The organism is Sphingopyxis sp. MC1 (genome assembly GCF_000371385.1).
GTDB classification, from domain to species: domain Bacteria; phylum Pseudomonadota; class Alphaproteobacteria; order Sphingomonadales; family Sphingomonadaceae; genus Sphingopyxis; species Sphingopyxis terrae.
Map to the genome: position 1 here is coordinate 19,844 of NZ_AOUN01000014.1, position 19,043 is coordinate 38,886.

The window sequence follows — 19,043 nt, forward strand, 5'->3', positions numbered from 1 at the left end:
GATGGGTCCCCGCCTTCGCGGGGACACACCGAAATCAGTTGAGCGAGGCGTAAGCCCAGTCGAGCCAGGGCCCGAGCGCTTCCACATCGGCGGTGTCGACCGTCGCGCCGCACCAGATGCGCAGCCCCGGCGGGGCATCGCGATAGCCGGCGATGTCATAGGCCGCGCCCTCGGCTTCGAGCAGCCCGGCGAATTTCTTGATGAAATCCGCGTCGGCCCCCGCGACCGACAGGCACACCGACGTCTTCGATCGGCTGGCGGGATCGGCGGCGAGATGGCTCAGCCATTCGCGTTCGGCGACGATCGTGTCGAGTGCCGCGGCGTTCGCATCGCTGCGCGCCTTCAGCCCGTCGAGACCGCCCAGCGACTTCGCCCATTCGAGCGCAAAGATCGCGTCTTCGACCGCGAGCATCGACGGGGTGTTGATGGTCTCGCCCTTGAACACGCCTTCGGCAAGCGCGCCCTTCGACATCAGGCGGAACACCTTGGGCAGCGGCCAGGCCGGCGTATGGGTTTCGAGCCGTTCGACCGCGCGCGGACCCAGGATCAGCACGCCGTGGCCGCCTTCGCCGCCGAGCACTTTCTGCCAGCTGAAGGTCGCAACGTCGATCTTGTCCCACGGCAGGTCATAGGCGAAAACCGCGCTGGTCGCGTCGGCGAAGCTCAGTCCCTCGCGCTCTGCCGGAATCCAGTCGCCGTCGGGAACGCGGACGCCGCTGGTGGTGCCGTTCCAGGTGAAGAGCACGTCGTTCGACCAGTCGACCTGGCCCAAATCGGGAAGCTGGCCGTAATCGGCGCGGATCACCGTGGGATCGAGCTTGAGCTGCTTGGCGACATCGGTGACCCAACCTTCACCGAAGCTCTCCCAGGCCAGCGCCGTCACGGGGCGGGCGCCCAGCATCGTCCACATCGCCATTTCAAAGGCGCCGGTGTCCGATCCCGGCACGATGCCGATGCGGTGCGTATCGGGCAGGCGCAGCATCTCGCGCATCAGGTCGATGCAATATTGGAGGCGCGTCTTGCCGATCTTCGCACGATGCGAACGGCCGAGCGATTCGGTGTTGAGTTTTTCGGGGGACCAGACCGGCGGTTTCGCGCACGGACCGGAGGAAAAATAAGGACGCGCAGGCCGTGCCTGCGGTTTACGCACTTCAGTCATGTCAGACTCTCCTTGCAGAGAGCTCGCGCGGCGTTGGGACCGCGTGGCCCGGCGCCGCGTTTAAGGCGGCGCGCGCAACTGTCAAACAAAATGCGCGGGACGTGCGAAATTTCCGGCAAGCCGCGCCAAAGCTTTACGCCCTGTTAACCAAGATGTCGGTAAATTGACGCCATGCCGATCCCGCCGTTCCTGAAGCCCCGGATCCTGGTCGCCGCAACCGCGGCGCTGGCGCTCTCGGCCTGTTTCAGCACCCCCGACGTGATGAAACGGAGCGACGCCAAACGCCCCGCCGCGACCAAGCAGCAGCGGCCGCAGCCGATCGGCGCCGCGTCCTTCAGCAGCCCCGAGGCGCAGCAATGCGCCTTCGATCTCAAACAGGCGGGGGTGCGCTTCACGCCGCTGCCCGATCAGGATCATGGCGGCGGCTGTACCTCGATCGATTCGGTCAAGCTGCTCGACATCGGCACCCCGGTGTCGAACCTCGGTCCGATGACCTGTCCGCTCGCGAAGAATTTCGCCGCCTGGGCGCAATATGCCGTCCGGCCCGCGGCGCGGAAATTCTTCGGGCAAGAGGTGGTGAAGATCGAAACCTTCGGCACCTACAGCTGCCGCAACATCTATGGTGGCCGGTCGGGCCGTCTGTCGCAGCACGCCTATTCCAACGCGATCGACGTGTCGGGTTTCGTCCTTGCCGACGGACGCCGGATCATGCTCGATGGCGGATGGAAGGGCGACCGGGCGTCGCAGGACTTCCTGCGTGCGCTGCACAGCTCGGCATGCCGCCGCTTCGGCACGGTGCTCAGCCCCGATTATAACGCCGCGCATTATAATCATTTCCACATGGACATGAGCGGCAACGGCTTCTGCCGCTGACCAAGCCCGCGCGCGGGCGTCTTGGCAAAGTCAACCGAAGCGGCTAGCCGTCCGCTAATGACAAAAGATAAACAGACCCATCGTTCGCGTTTTCACAAAGCCAAAGACGACGCCCAATTCGCCCAGCAGGCGACCTCGACCCCGCAGACCGCAAGCGAAGCCTATAAGCTCGCATTTCAGGATACCGACTTCCTGTTGCGCGAAGACCTGCGTCCGGTGCGCTTCCAGCTCGAACTGCTCAAGCCCGAACTGCTGCTCGACGAAGCGAAGATCGAATCGACGCTCGTCATCTACGGCTCGGCGCGTATTCCCGAACCCGATCAGGCCGACGGCCTCGAAGCCGCGGCGACCGACGATGCGTCGCGCAATATCGCGCGGCGGCTGAAGGCCAAGGCGCGCTATTATGACGAGGCGCGCAAGCTGGCGCGGCTGGCGAGCCAGGTTCCCGTCGATGCCAATGGCGACCGCAATTTCGTCGTCTGTTCGGGTGGCGGCCCGTCGATCATGGAAGCCGCCAACCGCGGCGCGGCCGACGAGGGGCGCGAATCGATCGGCCTCAACATCGTGTTGCCGCACGAACAGGCGCCGAACCGCTATGTCACCCCGTCGCTAAGCTTCCAGTTCCACTATTTCGCGCTGCGCAAGATGCACTTCCTGCTGCGCGCGCGCGCCGTCGCGGTCTTTCCCGGCGGTTTCGGGACCTTCGACGAAATGTTCGAGCTGCTGACGCTGATCCAGACCGGCAAGATCAAGCCGATCCCGATCGTGCTGTTCGGCAAGCAGTTCTGGAACCGCGTCGTCGATTTCGAGGCGCTGGTCGAAGAGGGCGTGATCAGCGCCCGCGACCTCAAGCTCTTCACCTTCGTCGAACATGCCGAAGAGGCCTGGGACGTCATCCAGAGCTTCTACGCCAACGCCGATCATCACTAGGGCCAGGAACCCCGAGGGCTTGGCCCTCGGGGAGCGGACGCCCGACGGATCAGGCTATTTCGACTGGTCTTCGAGGTAGAGAATCAGCGCCTGGCGATCGGCGGCGTCGATGACCCCGGCAAAGGCCATACGCGTGCCGGGGACGGTCTTCATCGGATCGGCAAGATAGATATCGAGCGCGGCGGCGTCCCAGACGCCGCCCTTTGCCTTCATCGCGCCCGAATAGGCAAAGCCCGGATGCGACGCGACCGGGCGGCCGACGATACCGTGCAAGTTCGGGCCGATACCGTTCGGGCCATCCTTGTCGATCGTGTGGCAGGCGGCGCAGCGCTTGAAAATCTGTTCGCCCATCGCCGCGGTCGGCGCGACGGCGGGCATAGCCTGAACCGCGGCTTCGGCCGCTGGCGCATCGCTCGCCGCCGTATCCGTCGGCGGTGCGGCCTTGCCGCAACCGGCGAGGGCCAAAACGCCCGCCAGAAGGACGGGCGCGCGGCGCATTATTTCCTGGCTTCGGCGGGCGCGGCAGCCGCGCCTTCGGCCGGGGCGGCCGCCTTGTCGCCTTCGGCCGCCGGTGCCGCGCCATCCTTGCCCTCCGCCGGAGCGGCGGCATCGGCAGCCGGTGCCGCTTCGGGCGCGGGCAGCGGCAGGTTCGAACCCTGCGCGTTCAGATAGACGATCAGGTTGGCGCGGTCCTCGGGGCTCGACAGGCCGGCGAACGACATTTTCGTGCCTGGCGCGAACTTGCGCGGGCTGGTCAGCCAATGGTCCATCTTTTCGAAGTCCCAGTTGCCGCCGACGCTCTTGAGCGCGTCGGAGAAGGCGAAGCCGCCCTTGCCCTGACCGATGGCTTCACCCATCGTGCCGTAAAGATTGGGGCCGATGCCATTGGCGCCGCCCTGATTGATCGTATGGCAGGCGGCGCATTTCGCGAACACCGCTTCGCCCTTTGCCGGATCGGCGGCTGCGAGCAGGTTGGGCAGCGGCACCGCCGCCGCGCCGCCGCCGCCACCGGCTTCGGCATCTTCGATAGGAAATCCGGGCTTTTCAGGGGCATGGCTCGCACCCAGCATGCCGGTGCCGATCGTCAGGCCCAGCGCGCAGATACCGGCGAAGAGAGCCCAGCCGGCGATAGTATTGTTGCGGTCGTCCATGTCAGGCCCCGTTCGCTGGCGCCCACCCCGGGCGCATCGATTGATTTGGACGCTCCCTTACTTGGGCATGGGCGGGGGCGCAAGGGGATGAAATGTCCCGGCGGCATGCGCACGTTCGGTTGCCTCCGCATCGCGGGGCCGCTATGCGCCGCGGCGCGGTTTTCTGGAAGGCGTTCATGGGCAGCTATTCGGCTTCGGCACAAAGACTGGTCGACACGATGACGGCGGCGGCGCTCGCCGATCCCGCGCGGGGGCTGGCCTTTCAGGGCGCGCCCGGCGCGAACAGCGACCTTGCGGCGCGCGAATTCGACCCGCAGGCGCTGCCGCTGCCCTGCTACAGCTTCGAAGATGCGATCGAGGCGGTGCGCGACGGGCGCGTCGACCGCGCGATCATTCCGATCGAAAACAGCCTGCATGGCCGCGTCGCCGACATTCATTTCCTGTTGCCCGAATCCGGTCTGTCGATCGTCGGCGAACATTTTCTGCGCATCCGCCACGGGTTGATGAGTCGCAATCTTGGCCCCGTCACGCGCGCGATGAGTCACGAACAGGCGCTGGGACAGTGCCGCCACTGGCTGCGCGCGCACCATATCTCGCCGATCGCGCATAGCGACACCGCGGGCGCGGCAGCCTGGGTCGCCGACAGCGACGAGGTCGGGCTGGCCGCCGTCGCGCCGCCGCACGCCGCCGATCTTTACGGGCTGACGCTGCACGAATCGGGCATCGAGGACGCCGATCACAATATGACGCGCTTCGTCGTGCTGGCGCGCGAACCGCTTGCCGACCTGCCTGCCGATGTGCCGCGGATGACGACCTTCATCTTCGAGGTGAAGAATATTCCGGCCGCGCTCTACAAGGCGCTGGGCGGCTTTGCGACCAACGGCGTCAACATGACGAAGCTCGAGAGCTATCAGGACGGCGGCAGCTTCGCCGCGACCAAATTCTATGCCGATATCGTCGGCGCGCCGGGCGAGGAAAATGTCGACCGCGCGCTCGAAGAACTGGATTTCCAGACCAAGACGCTGCGTCTGCTCGGTACTTACCCACAGGCGCGCGTCCGCGGCTGATCGGCCTCAGGGCTCGCGGCCGGCCAGCGTGCGCGCCAGCGTCAGGCTCTGGATCACGAACAGCGTCACCAGAATGCTCGCCACGCCGAGCCCGAACAGGTCGAGCGGCGAGAAATGGCTGCCCAGAACGCGCTCGTCGCCTAGCGCAGGCATCGCGAGCGTCAACGCCATCAGCATCAGCCGCAATTCGGTCGGCCCGCCCGCAAGGTAGGAAAGCCGGAATTCGCCGACGACCTTCGCCGCAAGGAAAGTGTGGATCGACAGCAGAAAATAACCAACAACCCCCAGCAGCGCGACATCGAAGCGCATGAAAGGGCTCATCCCCATGCTCGCGACCATCAGGAAAGTCGCGATCGCATCGACGCTATGGTCGACGAAATAGCCATAGGTCGGCCGCTCGATCTTGCGCCACCGTGCAAGGCTGCCGTCGAGCGAGTCGCCGAACCAGTTGACGACATAGCCGGCGAGCGACAGCGCCAGCCAGCCGCTGCCGAGCCAGCTCAACAGATAGCCGCCCGCGACCATCAGGGCGCCCGCAAAGCCGAGCGCCGTGAGCTGGTCGGGCGCTACCCAGGCGGGCAAACGCGCGCATAGCCAGTTGAGCAGGCGGCGCTCGCCACGCGCGAGGATATTCTGCTGGATACGCGTTGCCACCGGCGCGCGCTTGTCCGCATTGCTCATTGGATGTCCGCCTTTTCCGGCCCCATCACATGTCTGCACCCTGTCATCAAATTGTCATAGGCTCCGCGCGGCGGCGTGCAAGCCTTAACCCGCGCGGCCGGGCGCAGGCGAAGCGCGTTTCGGCGCCCGTATCGCGCCGTCAGTGCGCTCTCAATCCTGCCAGGGGCCGATTTCGCCGACGTCGCCGACGGTGCGAAAGCGCACGCCGCCATCGACCCATGCCACTTCCCACATCGGGGCCGGGCGGGCCCATTCGCCGATCACGAACAGCGGCAGGCGGTTCGCGGCGACGAACGCCAGATCGTCCGCAGTCGGCCCGGGAATGATCGTTTCCATCCGTTGGTGCAGCCGCACCACCGCCAGCGTCCCCGGCGGCGGCGCGGGCAGCGACTGCCGCGCCGGAAAGGCAAGGCTCGCCATGACCGCGGGATAGCCTTTGCCGTCGCGCGTAAGGAGCAGGATCTTGTCGGGATTGGCATAGGGGCCACCGGTCGGCCGTCCCGCGACCTTGCGCCCGTCGATCGCCGCAAATTCGCGCAGATCCTGATCGGCGACGGGGGACGGGGCCGTCGTCTCGACGCCCGGGGCTGCGGCTGCAGGACCGGCTGCCTGCACCGCGAACAACAGGAGCGCAGCGATCAATGCGCGTCGCCCCAGCTCTTGCCGGTTCCGACCTCCACCTCCAGCGGCACCGACAGCGTCAGGACCGGCTCGGCGGCGGCGGCCATCACGCGGCGGATCACGGCGCCGGCGGCTTCGGCCTTGTCCTCGGGTGCCTCGAAGACGAGTTCGTCATGGACCTGGAGCAGCATCTTCACCTCATCCAGCCCCGCCTCGGCGAGCGCTACGGGCATGCGCGTCATCGCGCGCTTGATGAGGTCGGCGCTGGTGCCCTGGATCGGCGCGTTGATCGCCGCGCGTTCGCTGCCCTGGCGTTCGTTCTGGTTCGCCGCCTTGATGCGCGGGAACCAGGTCTTTCGGCCGAACAAGGTCTCGGTATAGCCGCGCTCGCGCGCGCGCTCGAGCGTGCCCTGAATATAGTCGGAGATGCCGGGGAAGCGCTCGAAATAGCGGCTGATCAGCGCCTGCGCCTCGTCGGGCGTGATTTCGAGCCGGCCCGCAAGCCCCCAGCGCGAAATGCCGTAGAGGATCGAGAAATTGACCGTCTTCGCCTTGGCGCGGGTGTCGCGATTGACCTCGCCGAACAATTCGATCGCGGTCGCGGCGTGAATGTCCTGACCCTGCGCGAACGCCTCCTTGAGTTCGGGAACATCGGCCATATGCGCGGCGAGGCGCAGTTCGATCTGGCTATAGTCGGCGGCGATCAGCACGTGGCCCGGCGCGGCGATGAAGGCATCGCGGATCTGGCGGCCGATCTCGCTGCGGATCGGGATATTCTGCAAATTGGGATCGGTCGACGACAGCCGCCCGGTCTGCGCGCCGACGAGGCTGTAGCTGGTATGGACGCGCCCGGTCTTCGCATTGATCTGTTGCTGCAGCGCGTCGGTATAGGTCGATTTGAGCTTGGCGAGTTGCCGCCATTCGAGGATCATGCGCGCGATCGGCACGCCGTCGCGTTCGAGGCGCTCGAGCTCGTTCTGGTCGGTCGACCAGTCGCCCGACTTGCCCTTGCGCCCGCCCTTGAGGCCGAGCTTGTCGAACAATATCTCACCGAGCTGCTTGGGACTGCCGATGGTGAAGGGCTGTCCTGCCTCGGCATGGATCGCGGTTTCCATCCGCGCCATTTCCTGCGCGAATTCGCCCGACAGGCGCGCCAGATAATCGCGGTCGACCATGATACCCGCGCGCTCCATCGTCTCGACGACGCCGGCAAGCGGCCGGTCGACCATCTCGTATACGCGGGTGCCCCCTTCGAGCGGCAGGCGCAGCTTGAGCAGCCGCCACAGTCGCAGCGCGACATCGGCATCCTCGGCGGCATATTCGGTCGCGCGGGCGAGCGGGACTTCGGCGAAGCTGATCTGCGATTTGCCGGTGCCGCACACCTCCTTGAACGACAGGCAGACATGGTCGAGATGCAGCTTTGCCAGCTCGTCGAGGCCGTGACCATGTTGGCCCGCGTCGAGCGCGAAGCTCATCAGCAGCGTGTCGTCATAGGGCGCGACGCGCACGCCATGCTGGGCCAGCACGCCGATATCATATTTCAGATTATGCCCGACCTTCAGCACCGCGTCGTCGGCGAACAGCGCGCCGATCCGCGCGATGGCGTCGGCCATCGCAATCTGGTGGGGCTTTTCGGCGAACATGTCAGTGCCGCCATGGCCGAGCGGGATGTAGCAGGCCTGCCCCGGCGCGATCGCCATGCTGACGCCGACAAGCTCGCCGGTGACGCTGTCGAGACTCGCCGTTTCGGTATCGATCGCAACCACATGCGCCGCCTTTGCCGCCGCGATCCAGCGGTCGAGCGCGTCGAGGTCGGTCACGCATTCATAGGCTGCCCGGTCGATTGTCGGCATGGCGGGCAGCACCGGCGTCGTCGGGCCGGTGGGCGCCGCCGCGGCGGGCGCAGCGCCGGCGCGCGGCAGCGTGGGCGGCCCACCGGGGGCGACGCCATTGTCGAGCTTGGCGGAAAGCGAGCGAAAGCCATGTTCGTCGAGAAACAGTTTGAGCGGCGCCGGCGGGATCGCGTCGAGCTTCAGACTGTCGAGCGTGTCGGGCAGCGGGCAATCGCGTTTCAGATCGACCAGCACGCGCGACAGTTCGGCCATCGCCCGATGCTCGATCAGATTTTCGCGCAGCTTCGACGCTTTCATCGTCTCCGCCCCGTCGAGCGCCGCGGTCAGATTGCCATATTCCTGGATCAGCTTGGTCGCGGTCTTGGGTCCGACCCCGCGCACGCCGGGCACATTGTCGACGCTGTCGCCCATCAGCGCGAGCACGTCGCCGACGAGGTCGGGGGAGACGCCGAACTTCTCATGCACCGCGTCGATCCCCAGCCGGACATTCTTCATCGTGTCGAGCATGTCGACATGCGGTCCGTCCGCGGGTTCGCGGATCAACTGCATCAGATCCTTGTCGCTGCTGACGATGGTCACGTCCCACCCTTCGCGCACCGCGGCCTCGGCATAGGAGGCGATCAGATCGTCGGCCTCATACCCCTCCATCTCAATGCACGGCAACGAAAAGGCGCGCGTCGCGTCGCGGATCAGCGGGAATTGCGGGCGCAGATCTTCGGGCGGCTCGGGACGGTTCGCCTTATACTGATCGTAAATCTCGTTACGGAACGACTGGCTCGAATGATCGAGGATGACCGCAAGGTGCGTCGGTCCGTCCGCGTCGTGCAGATCCTTCGCGAGCTTCCAGAGCATCGTGGTGTAGCCATAAACCGCACCGACCGGCACCCCGTTCGGGTTCGTCAGCGGCGGCAGGCGATGATAGGCGCGGAAGATGTAGCTGGAGCCATCGACCAGATAGAGATGATTCTTCTGTGACATGGCGCGGGGTGTAGCAGGGGGAAGGAAGGCGGCCTAGCTATGTCCGCGTGCTGTGTTGCGGAGGGTCTGCTTTGGGGTGGGAAGCGGACGTTGTCTAATCACTCTCGTCATCCCGGCGAAGGCCGGGATCTCATCCTATCGTGGTAACGCACCGGCGAGATCCCGGCCTTCGCCGGGATGACGACGGAAGAAAAGTCGGCCGACGACCGCTAGCGGTCGCTCCCAGACATCGCTCACTCCGGATATCGGATCGCCAGCCTGTCCGCCGCCGCGACAGCGGCCGCCCGCGCGTCGTCGGTGGTGCCGCCCGCCACCTTTGCCAGTGCCACTCCCATGCGGCGATACGGCCGCGTGACGGGTTTGCCGAAGAGGCGCGCGTCAATGGAGGTTTCGGCGTTCGGCGGCGTCAGGGCTTCGGCGAGGCCGGTGATCGCGAAATCGCTTGCGTCGCGATCGGCCAGCAGCACGGCGCTGGCGCTGGCTTGCGGCACGTCGACCGGCGGAATCGGCAATCCCAGTATTGCGCGGGCATGAAGGTCGAATTCCGAATATTGCTGCGAGATCAGCGTCACCATGCCGGTGTCGTGCGGGCGCGGGGAAAGTTCGGAGAAGATGACATCGTCGCCCTTCACGAAAAATTCGACCCCGAAAATGCCATGGCCGCCGAGCGCATCGACGACCTTCGTCGCCATCGCCTGCGCGGCCTGCAGCGCCGCCGCGGACATGGCCGCGGGCTGCCAGCTTTCGCGATAGTCGCCGCGTTCCTGCCGATGTCCGATCGGCGGGCAGAAGGCGACACCGTCCGTGTGGCGCACCGTCAGCAGCGTAATCTCATAATCGAAATCGATGAAGGCCTCTGCGATCACGCGCAGCCGGTCGCCGCGCATCCCGGCGGCCGCATAATCCCATGCGGCGTCGATCCCGGCGGCGTCCTTCACAGTGCTCTGCCCCTTGCCCGAGGAGGACATCACCGGCTTCACGACGAGCGGAAAGCCGATCCGCGCCGCGGCGGCGGCGAGTTCTTCGCGGCTGGTGGCATATTCGAAGGTCGAGGTCGTCAGGCCCAGCTCGCTTGCGGCAAGGTCGCGGATCGCATCGCGGTTCATCGTGAGCTGGGCGGCGCGTGCCGAGGGGACGATGTGAAACCCTTCGGCCTCGAGTTCGGCCAGCACTTCGGTCCGGATCGCTTCGATCTCGGGCACGACATGGTCGGGGCGGTGCTTTTCGACCGCGGCACGCAGCGCGTCGCCATCGAGCATCGAGAAAACCTCGGCTTCGTCGGCGACCTGCATTGCGGGGGCGCCGGCGTAGCTGTCGCACGCGACCACATGGCAGCCGAGGCGTTTCGCAGAAATGACGAACTCGCGGCCGAGCTCGCCGGAACCGAGCAGGAGAATCTTTGCAGTGGGCGTCATTCGGGCCAGCTTTCGGTATCGTGGTCGGGATGTTGATGATTGGTCGCTGCGATCGCCGCGACAAGATCGGCCATGGTTTCCTCGGTCGTGCCTTCGGCCTGGATCGGCAGATCGGCGAAGACGGGCAGGCGGGCCTCCAGCCCGAACTGGAAACGCGGCGCGAAACGGCTGGGGTCGTCGAACGATCCCGTCGTCAGATTGATGTGCTTGCTCTCGAAATAATCGTAGAGCAGCGGCGTGCCACAATCGGCGCAGAAGCCGCGCGCCGCCTTGTCCGAACTGTTGAAGGTCGCGGGCATCCCGCGCGTCCAGACGATGGCATCGCGCGGAACGCCGATCAGCGCGATGAAGAAGTTGCCAGCGGCCTTCTGGCACATGCGGCAGTGGCAGATGTGCGACGTGTCGAGCACCGCGCTGATGCGATAGCGCACCGCACCGCACTGGCAGCCGCCGGACGCATCGACCTCAAGTCGTTCGTGGCTGCCCATGATGCGTCACTCCCACTCGATCGTGCCCGGCGGCTTCGAGGTATAATCGTACACCACGCGGTTGATGCCCTGCACCTCGTTGATGATGCGCGTCGCGCAGCGGCTGAGAAAGCTCGCGTCGAAGGGGTAGATGTCGGCGGTCATTCCATCGGTCGAGGTTACGGCACGCAGCGCGCAGACATGGTCGTAGGTGCGCCCGTCGCCCATCACGCCGACGGTCTTGACGGGCAGCAGCACCGCGAACGCCTGCCAGATCGCATCGTAAAGCCCGGCATTGCGGATCTCTTCCAGATAGACGGCATCGGCCTTGCGGAGGATGTCACAGCGCTCCTTCGACACCTCCCCGGGGATGCGGATTGCGAGGCCGGGGCCGGGGAAGGGGTGGCGGCCAACGAAGATGTCGGGGAGGCCGAGTTCCTTGCCGAGCAGGCGGACCTCGTCCTTGAACAGTTCGCGCAGCGGTTCGACGAGCTTCATGTTCATGCGTTCGGGCAGGCCGCCGACATTGTGATGGCTCTTGATCGTCACGCTCGGCCCGCCGGTGAAGCTGACGCTTTCGATGACGTCGGGATAGAGCGTGCCCTGCGCGAGGAAGTCGGCGCCGCCGATCTTCTTTGCTTCTTCCTCGAAGATGTTGATGAATTCGGCGCCGATGAACTTGCGCTTCTTTTCGGGGTCGGTGACCCCGGCGAGGCCTGCCATGAAGCGTTGCTCCGCATCGACGACGACGAGCGGGATGTTGTAATGGTCGCGGAACAGCCGTTCGACCTGCTCGCGCTCGTTCATGCGCAGCAGGCCATGGTCGACGAAGACGCAGGTAAGCTGCTCGCCGATCGCTTCGTGGATCAGCACCGCGGCGACCGCGCTGTCGACGCCGCCCGACAGGCCGCACAGCACGCGCTGGTCGCCGACCTGCGCGCGGATTTCGGCGATCTTCGTGGCGCGGAACTCGGCCATCGTCCAGTCGCCGCTGCAACCGCAGACATGGCGCACGAAATTGGCGATCAGCTTGGCGCCGTCGGGCGTGTGGACGACCTCGGGGTGGAATTGCGTGCCATAATAACGGCGTTCGTCGTCGGCGATCAGCGCGAAGGGGGCGCCGTCGCTGACCGCGACGATGCGGAAGCCGGGAGCGAAGCGGGTAACGCGGTCGCCGTGGCTCATCCACACCTGATGCCGTTCACCGACCTCCCACAGCCCGTCGAAGAGCACGCAGGGTTCGGTGACGGTCAGGAAGGCGCGGCCGAATTCGCCGTCGCGCTCGCCATCGGCGCCGCCGGGTTCGACCTGCCCGCCGAGTTGCTGGCTCATCACCTGCTGGCCGTAGCAGATGCCGAGGATGGGGAGGCCGCTGTCGAATACCGATTGCGGGGCGCGCGGGCTGCCCGCCGCAGGGACCGATGCCGGTGAGCCCGAGAGGATCACGCCCTTGGGCTTCATCCGTTCGAGCGCAGCGTCGGCGGCGCTGAACGGGACGATCTCGCTATAGACGCCAGCCTCGCGGACGCGGCGGGCGATGAGCTGGGTGACCTGGCTGCCGAAATCGACGATCAGGATCGATTCGGGGGCGGCGGAAGAGGCTGGAGTCGGCATGGCTGGCCGATACGGATGCCGGGGCCGACTGTCTAGGGTCAAGCCGGGCGGCCCAGCGCTTCGTCGGTCTGGAGGGGGCGTTGGTGGATGCGCCCTCGCGATGCCATAGTGTTGCGACAAATAGCGAATAGCTGCCCGGCAAGGCGGTAATTCGCTTCATCGCCGGTTCAATCGGCGGCGGCATGATAATCAAAAGACAAGATAAAGGCTCTCCCCCACCATGTATGTTCGACCGCTCCTTTCCATGCGCGCCCTGTTGCTGACCGGCGCCGCGATTGCGGCTGTTCCGGCCGCGATGGCGCAGGATCAGGCGACCGTCCCCGTCGTTTCGAGCTCGGGCACCGCGACCGACGACGATATCGACTATGCCGACGAGATCGTCGTGACCGCGCCGCGGATCGCGGGGCAACTCGACACCGATATCGCGGCCGAGGCCGAACTCGATGAAGCCGCGATCGCCAGCTATGGCGCCTCGTCGATCGAGGAATTGCTGACGGCGCTCGAACCGATCACGCGGTCGGGGCGCGGGCGCGGCAGCGGGCGCCCCGTTATCCTGGTCAATGGGCGCCGGATCGGCGGCTTCGGCGCGGTGCGCAACCTTCCGCCCGAAGCGATCGCCAAGGTCGAGATTTTCCCCGAGGAAGTCGCGCTGCAATATGGCTATGCCGCAACCGACCGCGTCGTGAATTTCGTGCTCAAGCCCGATTTTAAACAGGTGTCGGTGGAGGGCGAGGCAGGCGTGCCGACGCAGGGCGGGCAGTTCAAGAGCGAGCTGGAACCCGCGGTCGTCGCGATCGGGCAGAATGGCCGCTTCAACCTCAACGGGGGGTGGGAGCATCAGACGATGCTGCTCGAGCGCGAGCGCGACCTCGGCGACACGGGGCGTAGCCTGCTGCCGGCCAGCGACACCTATATCATCGACGGCACGATCGTCCGCAATCTCGACAAGGTCACCGATCTGTCGGCAAGCCTGCGGTTCGACCAGACCGACAGCCTCAGCCTCCTCGGTCCCGGCGCGGGCGGTGTCAGCGAGCCGCTGCGCCGCGACAGCCGGACACAGAACTGGACGGGTTCGGCGAGCGCCAACGGCATGCTCGGCGCGTGGCGTTGGTCGGTTACGGGCAATTATGCCGACAGCGATCAGCGCATCTTTACCGAACGCCTGAGTGGCGGCCGCGACCGTTTCGACAGCAGCCAGCAAAGCTTCGGCGGCAATGCCAATATCTCGGGCAGCGTGGTCGAGGGATGGGCCGGCCCGATCCGCGCATCGGTCACCGGCGCCTATACCGGCCTGCGCTATGACAGCCGCGCCGATCGCAGCGGCGTCATCACGACAAGCGACTTGGCGCGCGACACGCCGAGCGTTTTCGGATCGCTGACGGTGCCGATCCTCGATCCCGACTATGATGTCGGCAAGATCGGCCGCATTTCGCTGACGCTGAACGGCCAGGTCGAAAACCCCAGCGATTTCGCCGCGCTAAAAAGCTGGGGCGCGACGCTCAATTGGGGGCTGACCGACAATCTGTCGCTGCTCGCAAGCTTCAACCGCGACGAGGCGGCGCCTTCGGTGACGCAGCTCGGCGCGGCGCCGCTGGTTACCGACAATGTCACCTATTACGACTTCCGCACCGGCCAGACGGTACAGATCCAGACGACGACCGGCGGCAACCCTTTTCTCCTCGCCGAACAGCGCCGCGATGTGAAGCTCGGGCTCAACTGGTCGCCGCCGATGGTCGAGGGGCTGAGCTTTTCGATCAACTACAACAGCAACCGCAGCGACGACACCAGTAACAGCTTCCCGCTGCTGACGCCGGAGATCGAAGCGGCTTTCCCGGATCGCGCAACGCGCGTCGGCGGCGTGCTCGTTGCGCTCGACCAGCGTCCGGTGAATTTCGACCGCGCAACCAATTCGCAAATCCGCTGGGGGATCAATTTCGGCCGCAGTTTCGGCCAGTCGCAAGCGGGTCCGGGTGCGGGCCGCTTCGGTGGCGGTCGTCCGGCTGGCGGCGCCGAGCGACGTCCGCAGCCGGCGCAGGGCGACGCCCCGCCGCCGCCCGACGGGCAGGCCGCTAAACCCGCCGGATCGGGCGATGCGCCCGCCGCAGCGCCTGCACGCCCGCGTGGCCCCGGCGGCGGCTTTCGCGGGGGACGCGGCGGGCGCGGCGGTCCTGGCGGCATGTTCGGCGGACCGCAGGGCGGGCGCTGGCAATTGTCGCTCTATCACACGATCAAGCTGACTGACCGCGTGCTGATACGGCCCGGCGTTCCCGAACTCGATCTGCTGAACGGATCGGCGACCGGCAATGGCGGCGGCAGCAACCGCAATCTGGTCGAACTCGATGGCGGCGTCTTTTACAAGGGCATCGGCGCACGGGTCAGCGCCAAATATGACAGCGGCAGCCGCGTCGTCGGCGGCGCCAACGGCGACCTGACATTCCACGATCTTGCGACCTTCAACCTGCGCTTCTTCGTCGATTTCAATCAGAAGCCCGAACTGACCAAGGCGCTGCCGATCCTGAAGGGATCGCGCCTGCGCCTGTCGATCGATAATCTGTTCGATGCGCAGCGCAAGGTCACCGACGCCAGCGGCGTCGTGCCGCTCACCTATGCGCCGGGCTATATCGACCCGCTCGGCCGCTATATCGAGCTGGAGTGGCGCAAGGCCTTTTAGGCCAGGCGGGCTGAAATCCTGGCCGGCGACGGCGCGGATTCGGCAGGTACGAAGGTCAGTGCGCGCAGAAATTGCCGCGTGCAGTTCGGCCAGCTGTAGCGTTGGCCCAAAGCCGCGGCGCGGGCCGGATCGCGTGTCAGTGCCAGCGCGATCGCACGATCGAGATTGGTATCGAGAGCGCCAGCGTCGTCGGTGACGATGTCGGCCGGGCCGGCAACGGGATAGGCCGCGACGGGCGTCCCGCACGACAGCGCTTCGATCACCACAAGACCGAAAGTGTCGGTGCGGCTGGGGAAGACGAAGACGTCGGCGCCGGCATAGGCGCCGGCAAGACGTTCGCCGCCGAGCTTGCCGAGGAAGCAGGCATCGGGAAAGCGGGCGCGCAACTCATCGAGCGCCGGACCGTCGCCCACGATCACCTTCGTTCCCGGATGGCGGGTTTCGAGGAAGGCCTCGATATTTTTTTCGACTGAGACGCGGCCGACATAAAGCTGGATCGGGCGGGCGAGGCCGGCAAAGTCCGGATGCGGAGGGCAACCGGGATGAAATAGCGCGTGATCGACGCCGCGTTCCCACATCATCGTCTGCCCAAGGCCCTGCTCCGCGAGTTCGCGTTTCAGCGAGCGCGTTGCGACCATGATGTGCTGCGCGGGGCGATGGAACCAGCGAATGAAACGCCACACGAGCTGTGGCGACACCGGGATGCGCGCCGCGACATATTCGGGAAAGCGCGTGTGATAGGCGGTGGTGAAGGGAAAGCCGGTGTCGATGCACCAGCGCCGCGCCGCAAGGCCGAGCGGCCCCTCGGTCGAGATATGAATCGCCTCGGGTGCGAAGGCGCGTATGCGCCGTGCGACGGCGCGCTTGCCCGCGAAGGCCAGGCGGATCTCGCCATAGGTCGGGCAGGGGATTGACCGGAACAGATCGGGCGAGATCACCCCCACGACATGCCCCTGCGCGCGCAACTCGGCGATCGTCGCCTGCAGCGTGCGCACGACACCGTTGACCTGTGGCTCCCAGGCGTCGGTGACGATCAATATCCGCATGCGGCGCTCACGCGGCCTTGGCGGCAGCAGGAAGGCCGAGCGGGGCCGGCGCGTCGCGTGCGGCGACTTCTTCGGCCCAGTGCAGGATTTCCATGCGGCCGTCATGATGTTCGACCAGCGCGGTGCAACCCTCGACCCAGTCGCCGTCGTTGTAATAATCGACGCCGTCGATCGCGCGCATCTCTGCGCTGTGGATATGCCCGCACACCACCCCGTCGACCCCGCGCGAGCGCGCCGCATGGGCGACCACCTCTTCATAGTGGCCGATGAACTGGACGGCGTTCTTGACCTTGTGCTTGGCGACCATCGACAGCGACCAATAGGGGAGGCCGAGGCGGCTGCGGATCGCGTTGACGACCACATTGCACTTCATCAGCGCGGTGTAGGCTGCGTCGCCGACAAAGGCGAGCCAGCGGTGCGCGAGCATTACCGCGTCGAACTCGTCGCCATGGACGATCAGCAGCTTGCGGCCATCGGCGGTCTGATGAATCGCCTCGCGCCGGATTTCGACCCCGCCGAAATCGAAGCCGTCGAACGGCTTGACCATCTCGTCGTGATTGCCGGGGACATAGACGACGCGCGTGCCGCGCTTCGCGCGCTTCAGCACGCGCCAGACGACGTCATTATGCTCGGGCGGCCAGAAATGCCGCTTCTTCAGCCGCCAGCCGTCGATGATGTCGCCGACGAGATAGAGCGTCTCGCAATCGACATGGTCGAAAAAGTCGATCAGCAGCCCGGCGTTGCAGCCGCGCGTGCCAAGGTGGATGTCGCTGACCCACACGGTGCGGTAATTGCGCCGCTCGCCGATCACCCGCTCGGGCACATGCGGTTCGGTGGTGAAGGGATCGGGAAAGCGGTTCGGGATCGGCAGGGTCGAGATCGATGCCATGTCTCACTCCGTAGGCAGCCTTGGCTGCCCACGGCCTAGACACGAGTTTTGTTACATGCGGCGAATCAAAGCCGCGACAGTTTGAAGAATGTTTTGCGGCGGTTCGGTGACCATCGGCGGTTTCCATTCTTCGTCATTGCTTCGCTTCGCTCGCAATGACGCAGTTATTCAGGATCAGGCGCGCCGGATCACCAGATTGCGGATTTCGCTCATATCTTCCATCGCGAAACGGATGCCCTCGCGCCCGAGGCCCGAATCCTTGACCCCGCCATAAGGCATATTGTCGACGCGGTAGGAAGAGACGTCATTGACGACGATGCCGCCGACGTCGAGGTCGTCCCATGCTTCCAATATCTTGTGAATGTCACGGGTGAAGATACCGGCCTGCAAGCCGAATTTGCTGTCGTTGACCTCGTCCAGCGCCGCGTTCCAGTCGGTGAAGCGCGACAGGACGACCACCGGGCCGAAGGCTTCCTCGCGCACCACGTCGGCCCCCTCGGGCACATTTTCCAGCAAGCTGGCCTCGAGCATATTGCCCTCGCAGCCGCCACCCGCGAGCAGTGTCGCCCCGGCCGCGACCGCGTCGTCGATCCAGCCCTTGAGCCGCTGGGCTTCCTTCGCCGAAATCATCGGGCCGATGAAGGTGTCGCGCTTTTTGGGATCGCCCGATTTGAGCGTCTTCACCTTGGCGACGAGCATGTCGCGGAAACGGTCGTAGATTTCGGCGTGGATGATGACGCGCTGCACATGGATGCAGCTTTGCCCCGACTGATAATAGCCGCCGAAGATGATGCGAGCGAGCGCATGGTCGAGGTCGGCGTCCTTGTCGACGATCACCGCGGCATTGCCGCCGAGTTCGAGCACGACCTTTTTCTTGCCCGCCTTTGCCTTGAGATCCCAGCCGACGCCCGGCGAGCCGGTGAAGCTCAGCAATTTCAGCCGGTCATCGGTGGTGAACAGATCGGCGCCATCGCGGCTCGCGGGCAGGATGCTGAAGGCGCCTTCGGGCAATATGTCACATTCCGCCAGAACTTCGCCCATGATAATCGCGCCCAGCGGCGTCATCGAGGCGGGCTTCATCACGAAGGGGCAGCCCATCGCGATCGCCGGCGCGATCTTGTGCGCCGCAAGGTTGAGCGGAAAATTGAACGGCGAGATAAAGCTGCACGGGCCGATCGGCACCCGCTTCCACATCCCCATATAGCCCTTGGCGCGCGCCGATATGTCGAGCGGCTGGATCTCGCCATAGTTGCGCGTCGCCTCTTCGGCGGCGATGCGGAAGGTGTCGATCAGGCGCCCGACCTCGCCCTCGCTGTCGGCGATCGGCTTTCCCGCTTCCACGCACAGCGCATAGGCAAGCTCGTCGAAGCGTTCCTTGAAGCGCGCGACGCAATGATTGAGGACATCCTGCTTCTCGTAACTCGCGAGCCGCGCCATCGGCTCGGCGGCGCGCACCGCGCCGGCGATGGCTTCATCGATGACGTCGGGGGTCGCCAGCGCAGTACGGAACGCGATTTCGCCGGTGAATTTGTCGATCACCTTGAGGTCGGTGTTCGGCTGCACCGCCTTGTTGTTGAGATAGAGCGGGTAGACGTCTCTGAGTTTCATGCGCTTACTCCCCCCTCCCG

16 protein-coding genes are annotated in these 19,043 nt (G+C 65.7%); 4 read left to right on the forward strand and 12 right to left on the reverse strand.

The genetic code is table 11. The features are described from left to right. Nucleotides 1-34: 34 nt before the first annotated feature. Nucleotides 35-1,159: a phosphoserine transaminase gene (locus EBMC1_RS13975; protein WP_003048957.1), complete on the reverse strand. Its 1,125-nt coding sequence runs from the start codon at nt 1,157-1,159 to the stop codon at nt 35-37. A gap of 171 nt (nt 1,160-1,330) precedes the next feature. Between EBMC1_RS13975 and EBMC1_RS13980 the strand changes: the two genes are divergently transcribed. Together EBMC1_RS13980 and EBMC1_RS13985 are read left to right on the forward strand one after the other, a co-directional pair. Beyond that, nucleotides 1,331-2,032 carry an extensin family protein gene (locus tag EBMC1_RS13980; protein WP_003048959.1) on the forward strand — a complete coding sequence of 234 codons (702 nt, stop codon included), beginning with the start codon at nt 1,331-1,333 and terminating at the stop codon, nt 2,030-2,032. A 57-nt stretch (nt 2,033-2,089) separates the two neighbouring features. Beyond that, nucleotides 2,090-2,962: an LOG family protein gene (locus tag EBMC1_RS13985; protein WP_003048961.1), complete on the forward strand. Its 873-nt coding sequence runs from the start codon at nt 2,090-2,092 to the stop codon at nt 2,960-2,962. A gap of 54 nt (nt 2,963-3,016) precedes the next feature. Here the strand turns inward: EBMC1_RS13985 and EBMC1_RS13990 are convergent, their stop codons facing one another. Continuing rightward, nucleotides 3,017-3,460, reverse strand: a complete 444-nt coding sequence (locus tag EBMC1_RS13990) for a c-type cytochrome (RefSeq protein ID WP_003048962.1) — start codon at nt 3,458-3,460, stop codon at nt 3,017-3,019. Next, nucleotides 3,460-4,113: a c-type cytochrome gene (locus EBMC1_RS13995; protein ID WP_003048964.1), complete on the reverse strand. Its 654-nt coding sequence runs from the start codon at nt 4,111-4,113 to the stop codon at nt 3,460-3,462. The genes EBMC1_RS13990 and EBMC1_RS13995 overlap by 1 nt, the downstream gene beginning before the upstream one ends. Before the next feature lie 176 nt (nt 4,114-4,289). Here EBMC1_RS13995 and EBMC1_RS14000 point away from each other — a divergent pair, with 176 nt between their 5' ends. Continuing rightward, nucleotides 4,290-5,180, forward strand: a complete 891-nt coding sequence (locus EBMC1_RS14000; protein WP_003048965.1) for a prephenate dehydratase — start codon at nt 4,290-4,292, stop codon at nt 5,178-5,180. 6 nt (nt 5,181-5,186) lie between these two features. Here the strand turns inward: EBMC1_RS14000 and EBMC1_RS14005 are convergent, their stop codons facing one another. The 6 genes from EBMC1_RS14005 to guaA form a co-directional block, all read right to left on the reverse strand. Continuing rightward, nucleotides 5,187-5,861, reverse strand: a complete 675-nt coding sequence (locus EBMC1_RS14005; RefSeq protein WP_003048967.1) for a CDP-alcohol phosphatidyltransferase family protein — start codon at nt 5,859-5,861, stop codon at nt 5,187-5,189. A gap of 150 nt (nt 5,862-6,011) precedes the next feature. After that, entirely contained in the window at nt 6,012-6,503 is a 492-nt protein-coding gene (locus EBMC1_RS14010; RefSeq protein ID WP_003048969.1) for a hypothetical protein, read from the reverse strand. Next, nucleotides 6,500-9,313: a DNA polymerase I gene (polA, locus tag EBMC1_RS14015; RefSeq protein WP_003048971.1), complete on the reverse strand. Its 2,814-nt coding sequence runs from the start codon at nt 9,311-9,313 to the stop codon at nt 6,500-6,502. The genes EBMC1_RS14010 and polA overlap by 4 nt, the downstream gene beginning before the upstream one ends. 233 nt (nt 9,314-9,546) lie before the next feature. Continuing rightward, on the reverse strand, nt 9,547-10,728 hold the full coding sequence (gene purT, locus EBMC1_RS14020) for a formate-dependent phosphoribosylglycinamide formyltransferase (protein ID WP_003048972.1): 1,182 nt from the start codon (nt 10,726-10,728) through the stop codon (nt 9,547-9,549). Next, on the reverse strand, nt 10,725-11,216 hold the full coding sequence (locus tag EBMC1_RS14025; protein WP_003048974.1) for a GFA family protein: 492 nt from the start codon (nt 11,214-11,216) through the stop codon (nt 10,725-10,727). Before EBMC1_RS14025 ends, purT begins: the two co-directional genes overlap by 4 nt. A gap of 6 nt (nt 11,217-11,222) precedes the next feature. Further along, nucleotides 11,223-12,809 (reverse strand): glutamine-hydrolyzing GMP synthase, encoded by a 1,587-nt coding sequence (guaA, locus tag EBMC1_RS14030; RefSeq protein ID WP_003048977.1) that lies wholly within the window; start codon nt 12,807-12,809, stop codon nt 11,223-11,225. 244 nt (nt 12,810-13,053) lie between these two features. Here guaA and EBMC1_RS14035 point away from each other — a divergent pair, with 244 nt between their 5' ends. Further along, the gene (locus EBMC1_RS14035; protein WP_231292934.1) at nt 13,054-15,480 is read left to right on the forward strand and encodes a TonB-dependent receptor plug domain-containing protein; all 2,427 of its coding nucleotides are present in this window, start codon (nt 13,054-13,056) and stop codon (nt 15,478-15,480) included. Here the strand turns inward: EBMC1_RS14035 and EBMC1_RS14040 are convergent. The 3 genes from EBMC1_RS14040 to EBMC1_RS14050 form a co-directional block, all read right to left on the reverse strand. Next, nucleotides 15,477-16,526: a glycosyltransferase family 4 protein gene (locus EBMC1_RS14040; RefSeq protein WP_003048982.1), complete on the reverse strand. Its 1,050-nt coding sequence runs from the start codon at nt 16,524-16,526 to the stop codon at nt 15,477-15,479. The two genes, EBMC1_RS14035 and EBMC1_RS14040, sit on opposite strands and share 4 nt — an antisense overlap. A gap of 7 nt (nt 16,527-16,533) precedes the next feature. Then, nucleotides 16,534-17,415 carry a UDP-2,3-diacylglucosamine diphosphatase gene (locus EBMC1_RS14045; RefSeq protein ID WP_003048984.1) on the reverse strand — a complete coding sequence of 294 codons (882 nt, stop codon included), beginning with the start codon at nt 17,413-17,415 and terminating at the stop codon, nt 16,534-16,536. A 174-nt stretch (nt 17,416-17,589) separates the two neighbouring features. Continuing rightward, complete coding sequence (locus EBMC1_RS14050; protein WP_003048987.1) at nt 17,590-19,023, reverse strand: aldehyde dehydrogenase family protein; 1,434 nt, start codon at nt 19,021-19,023, stop codon at nt 17,590-17,592. Nucleotides 19,024-19,043: the final 20 nt, after the last annotated feature.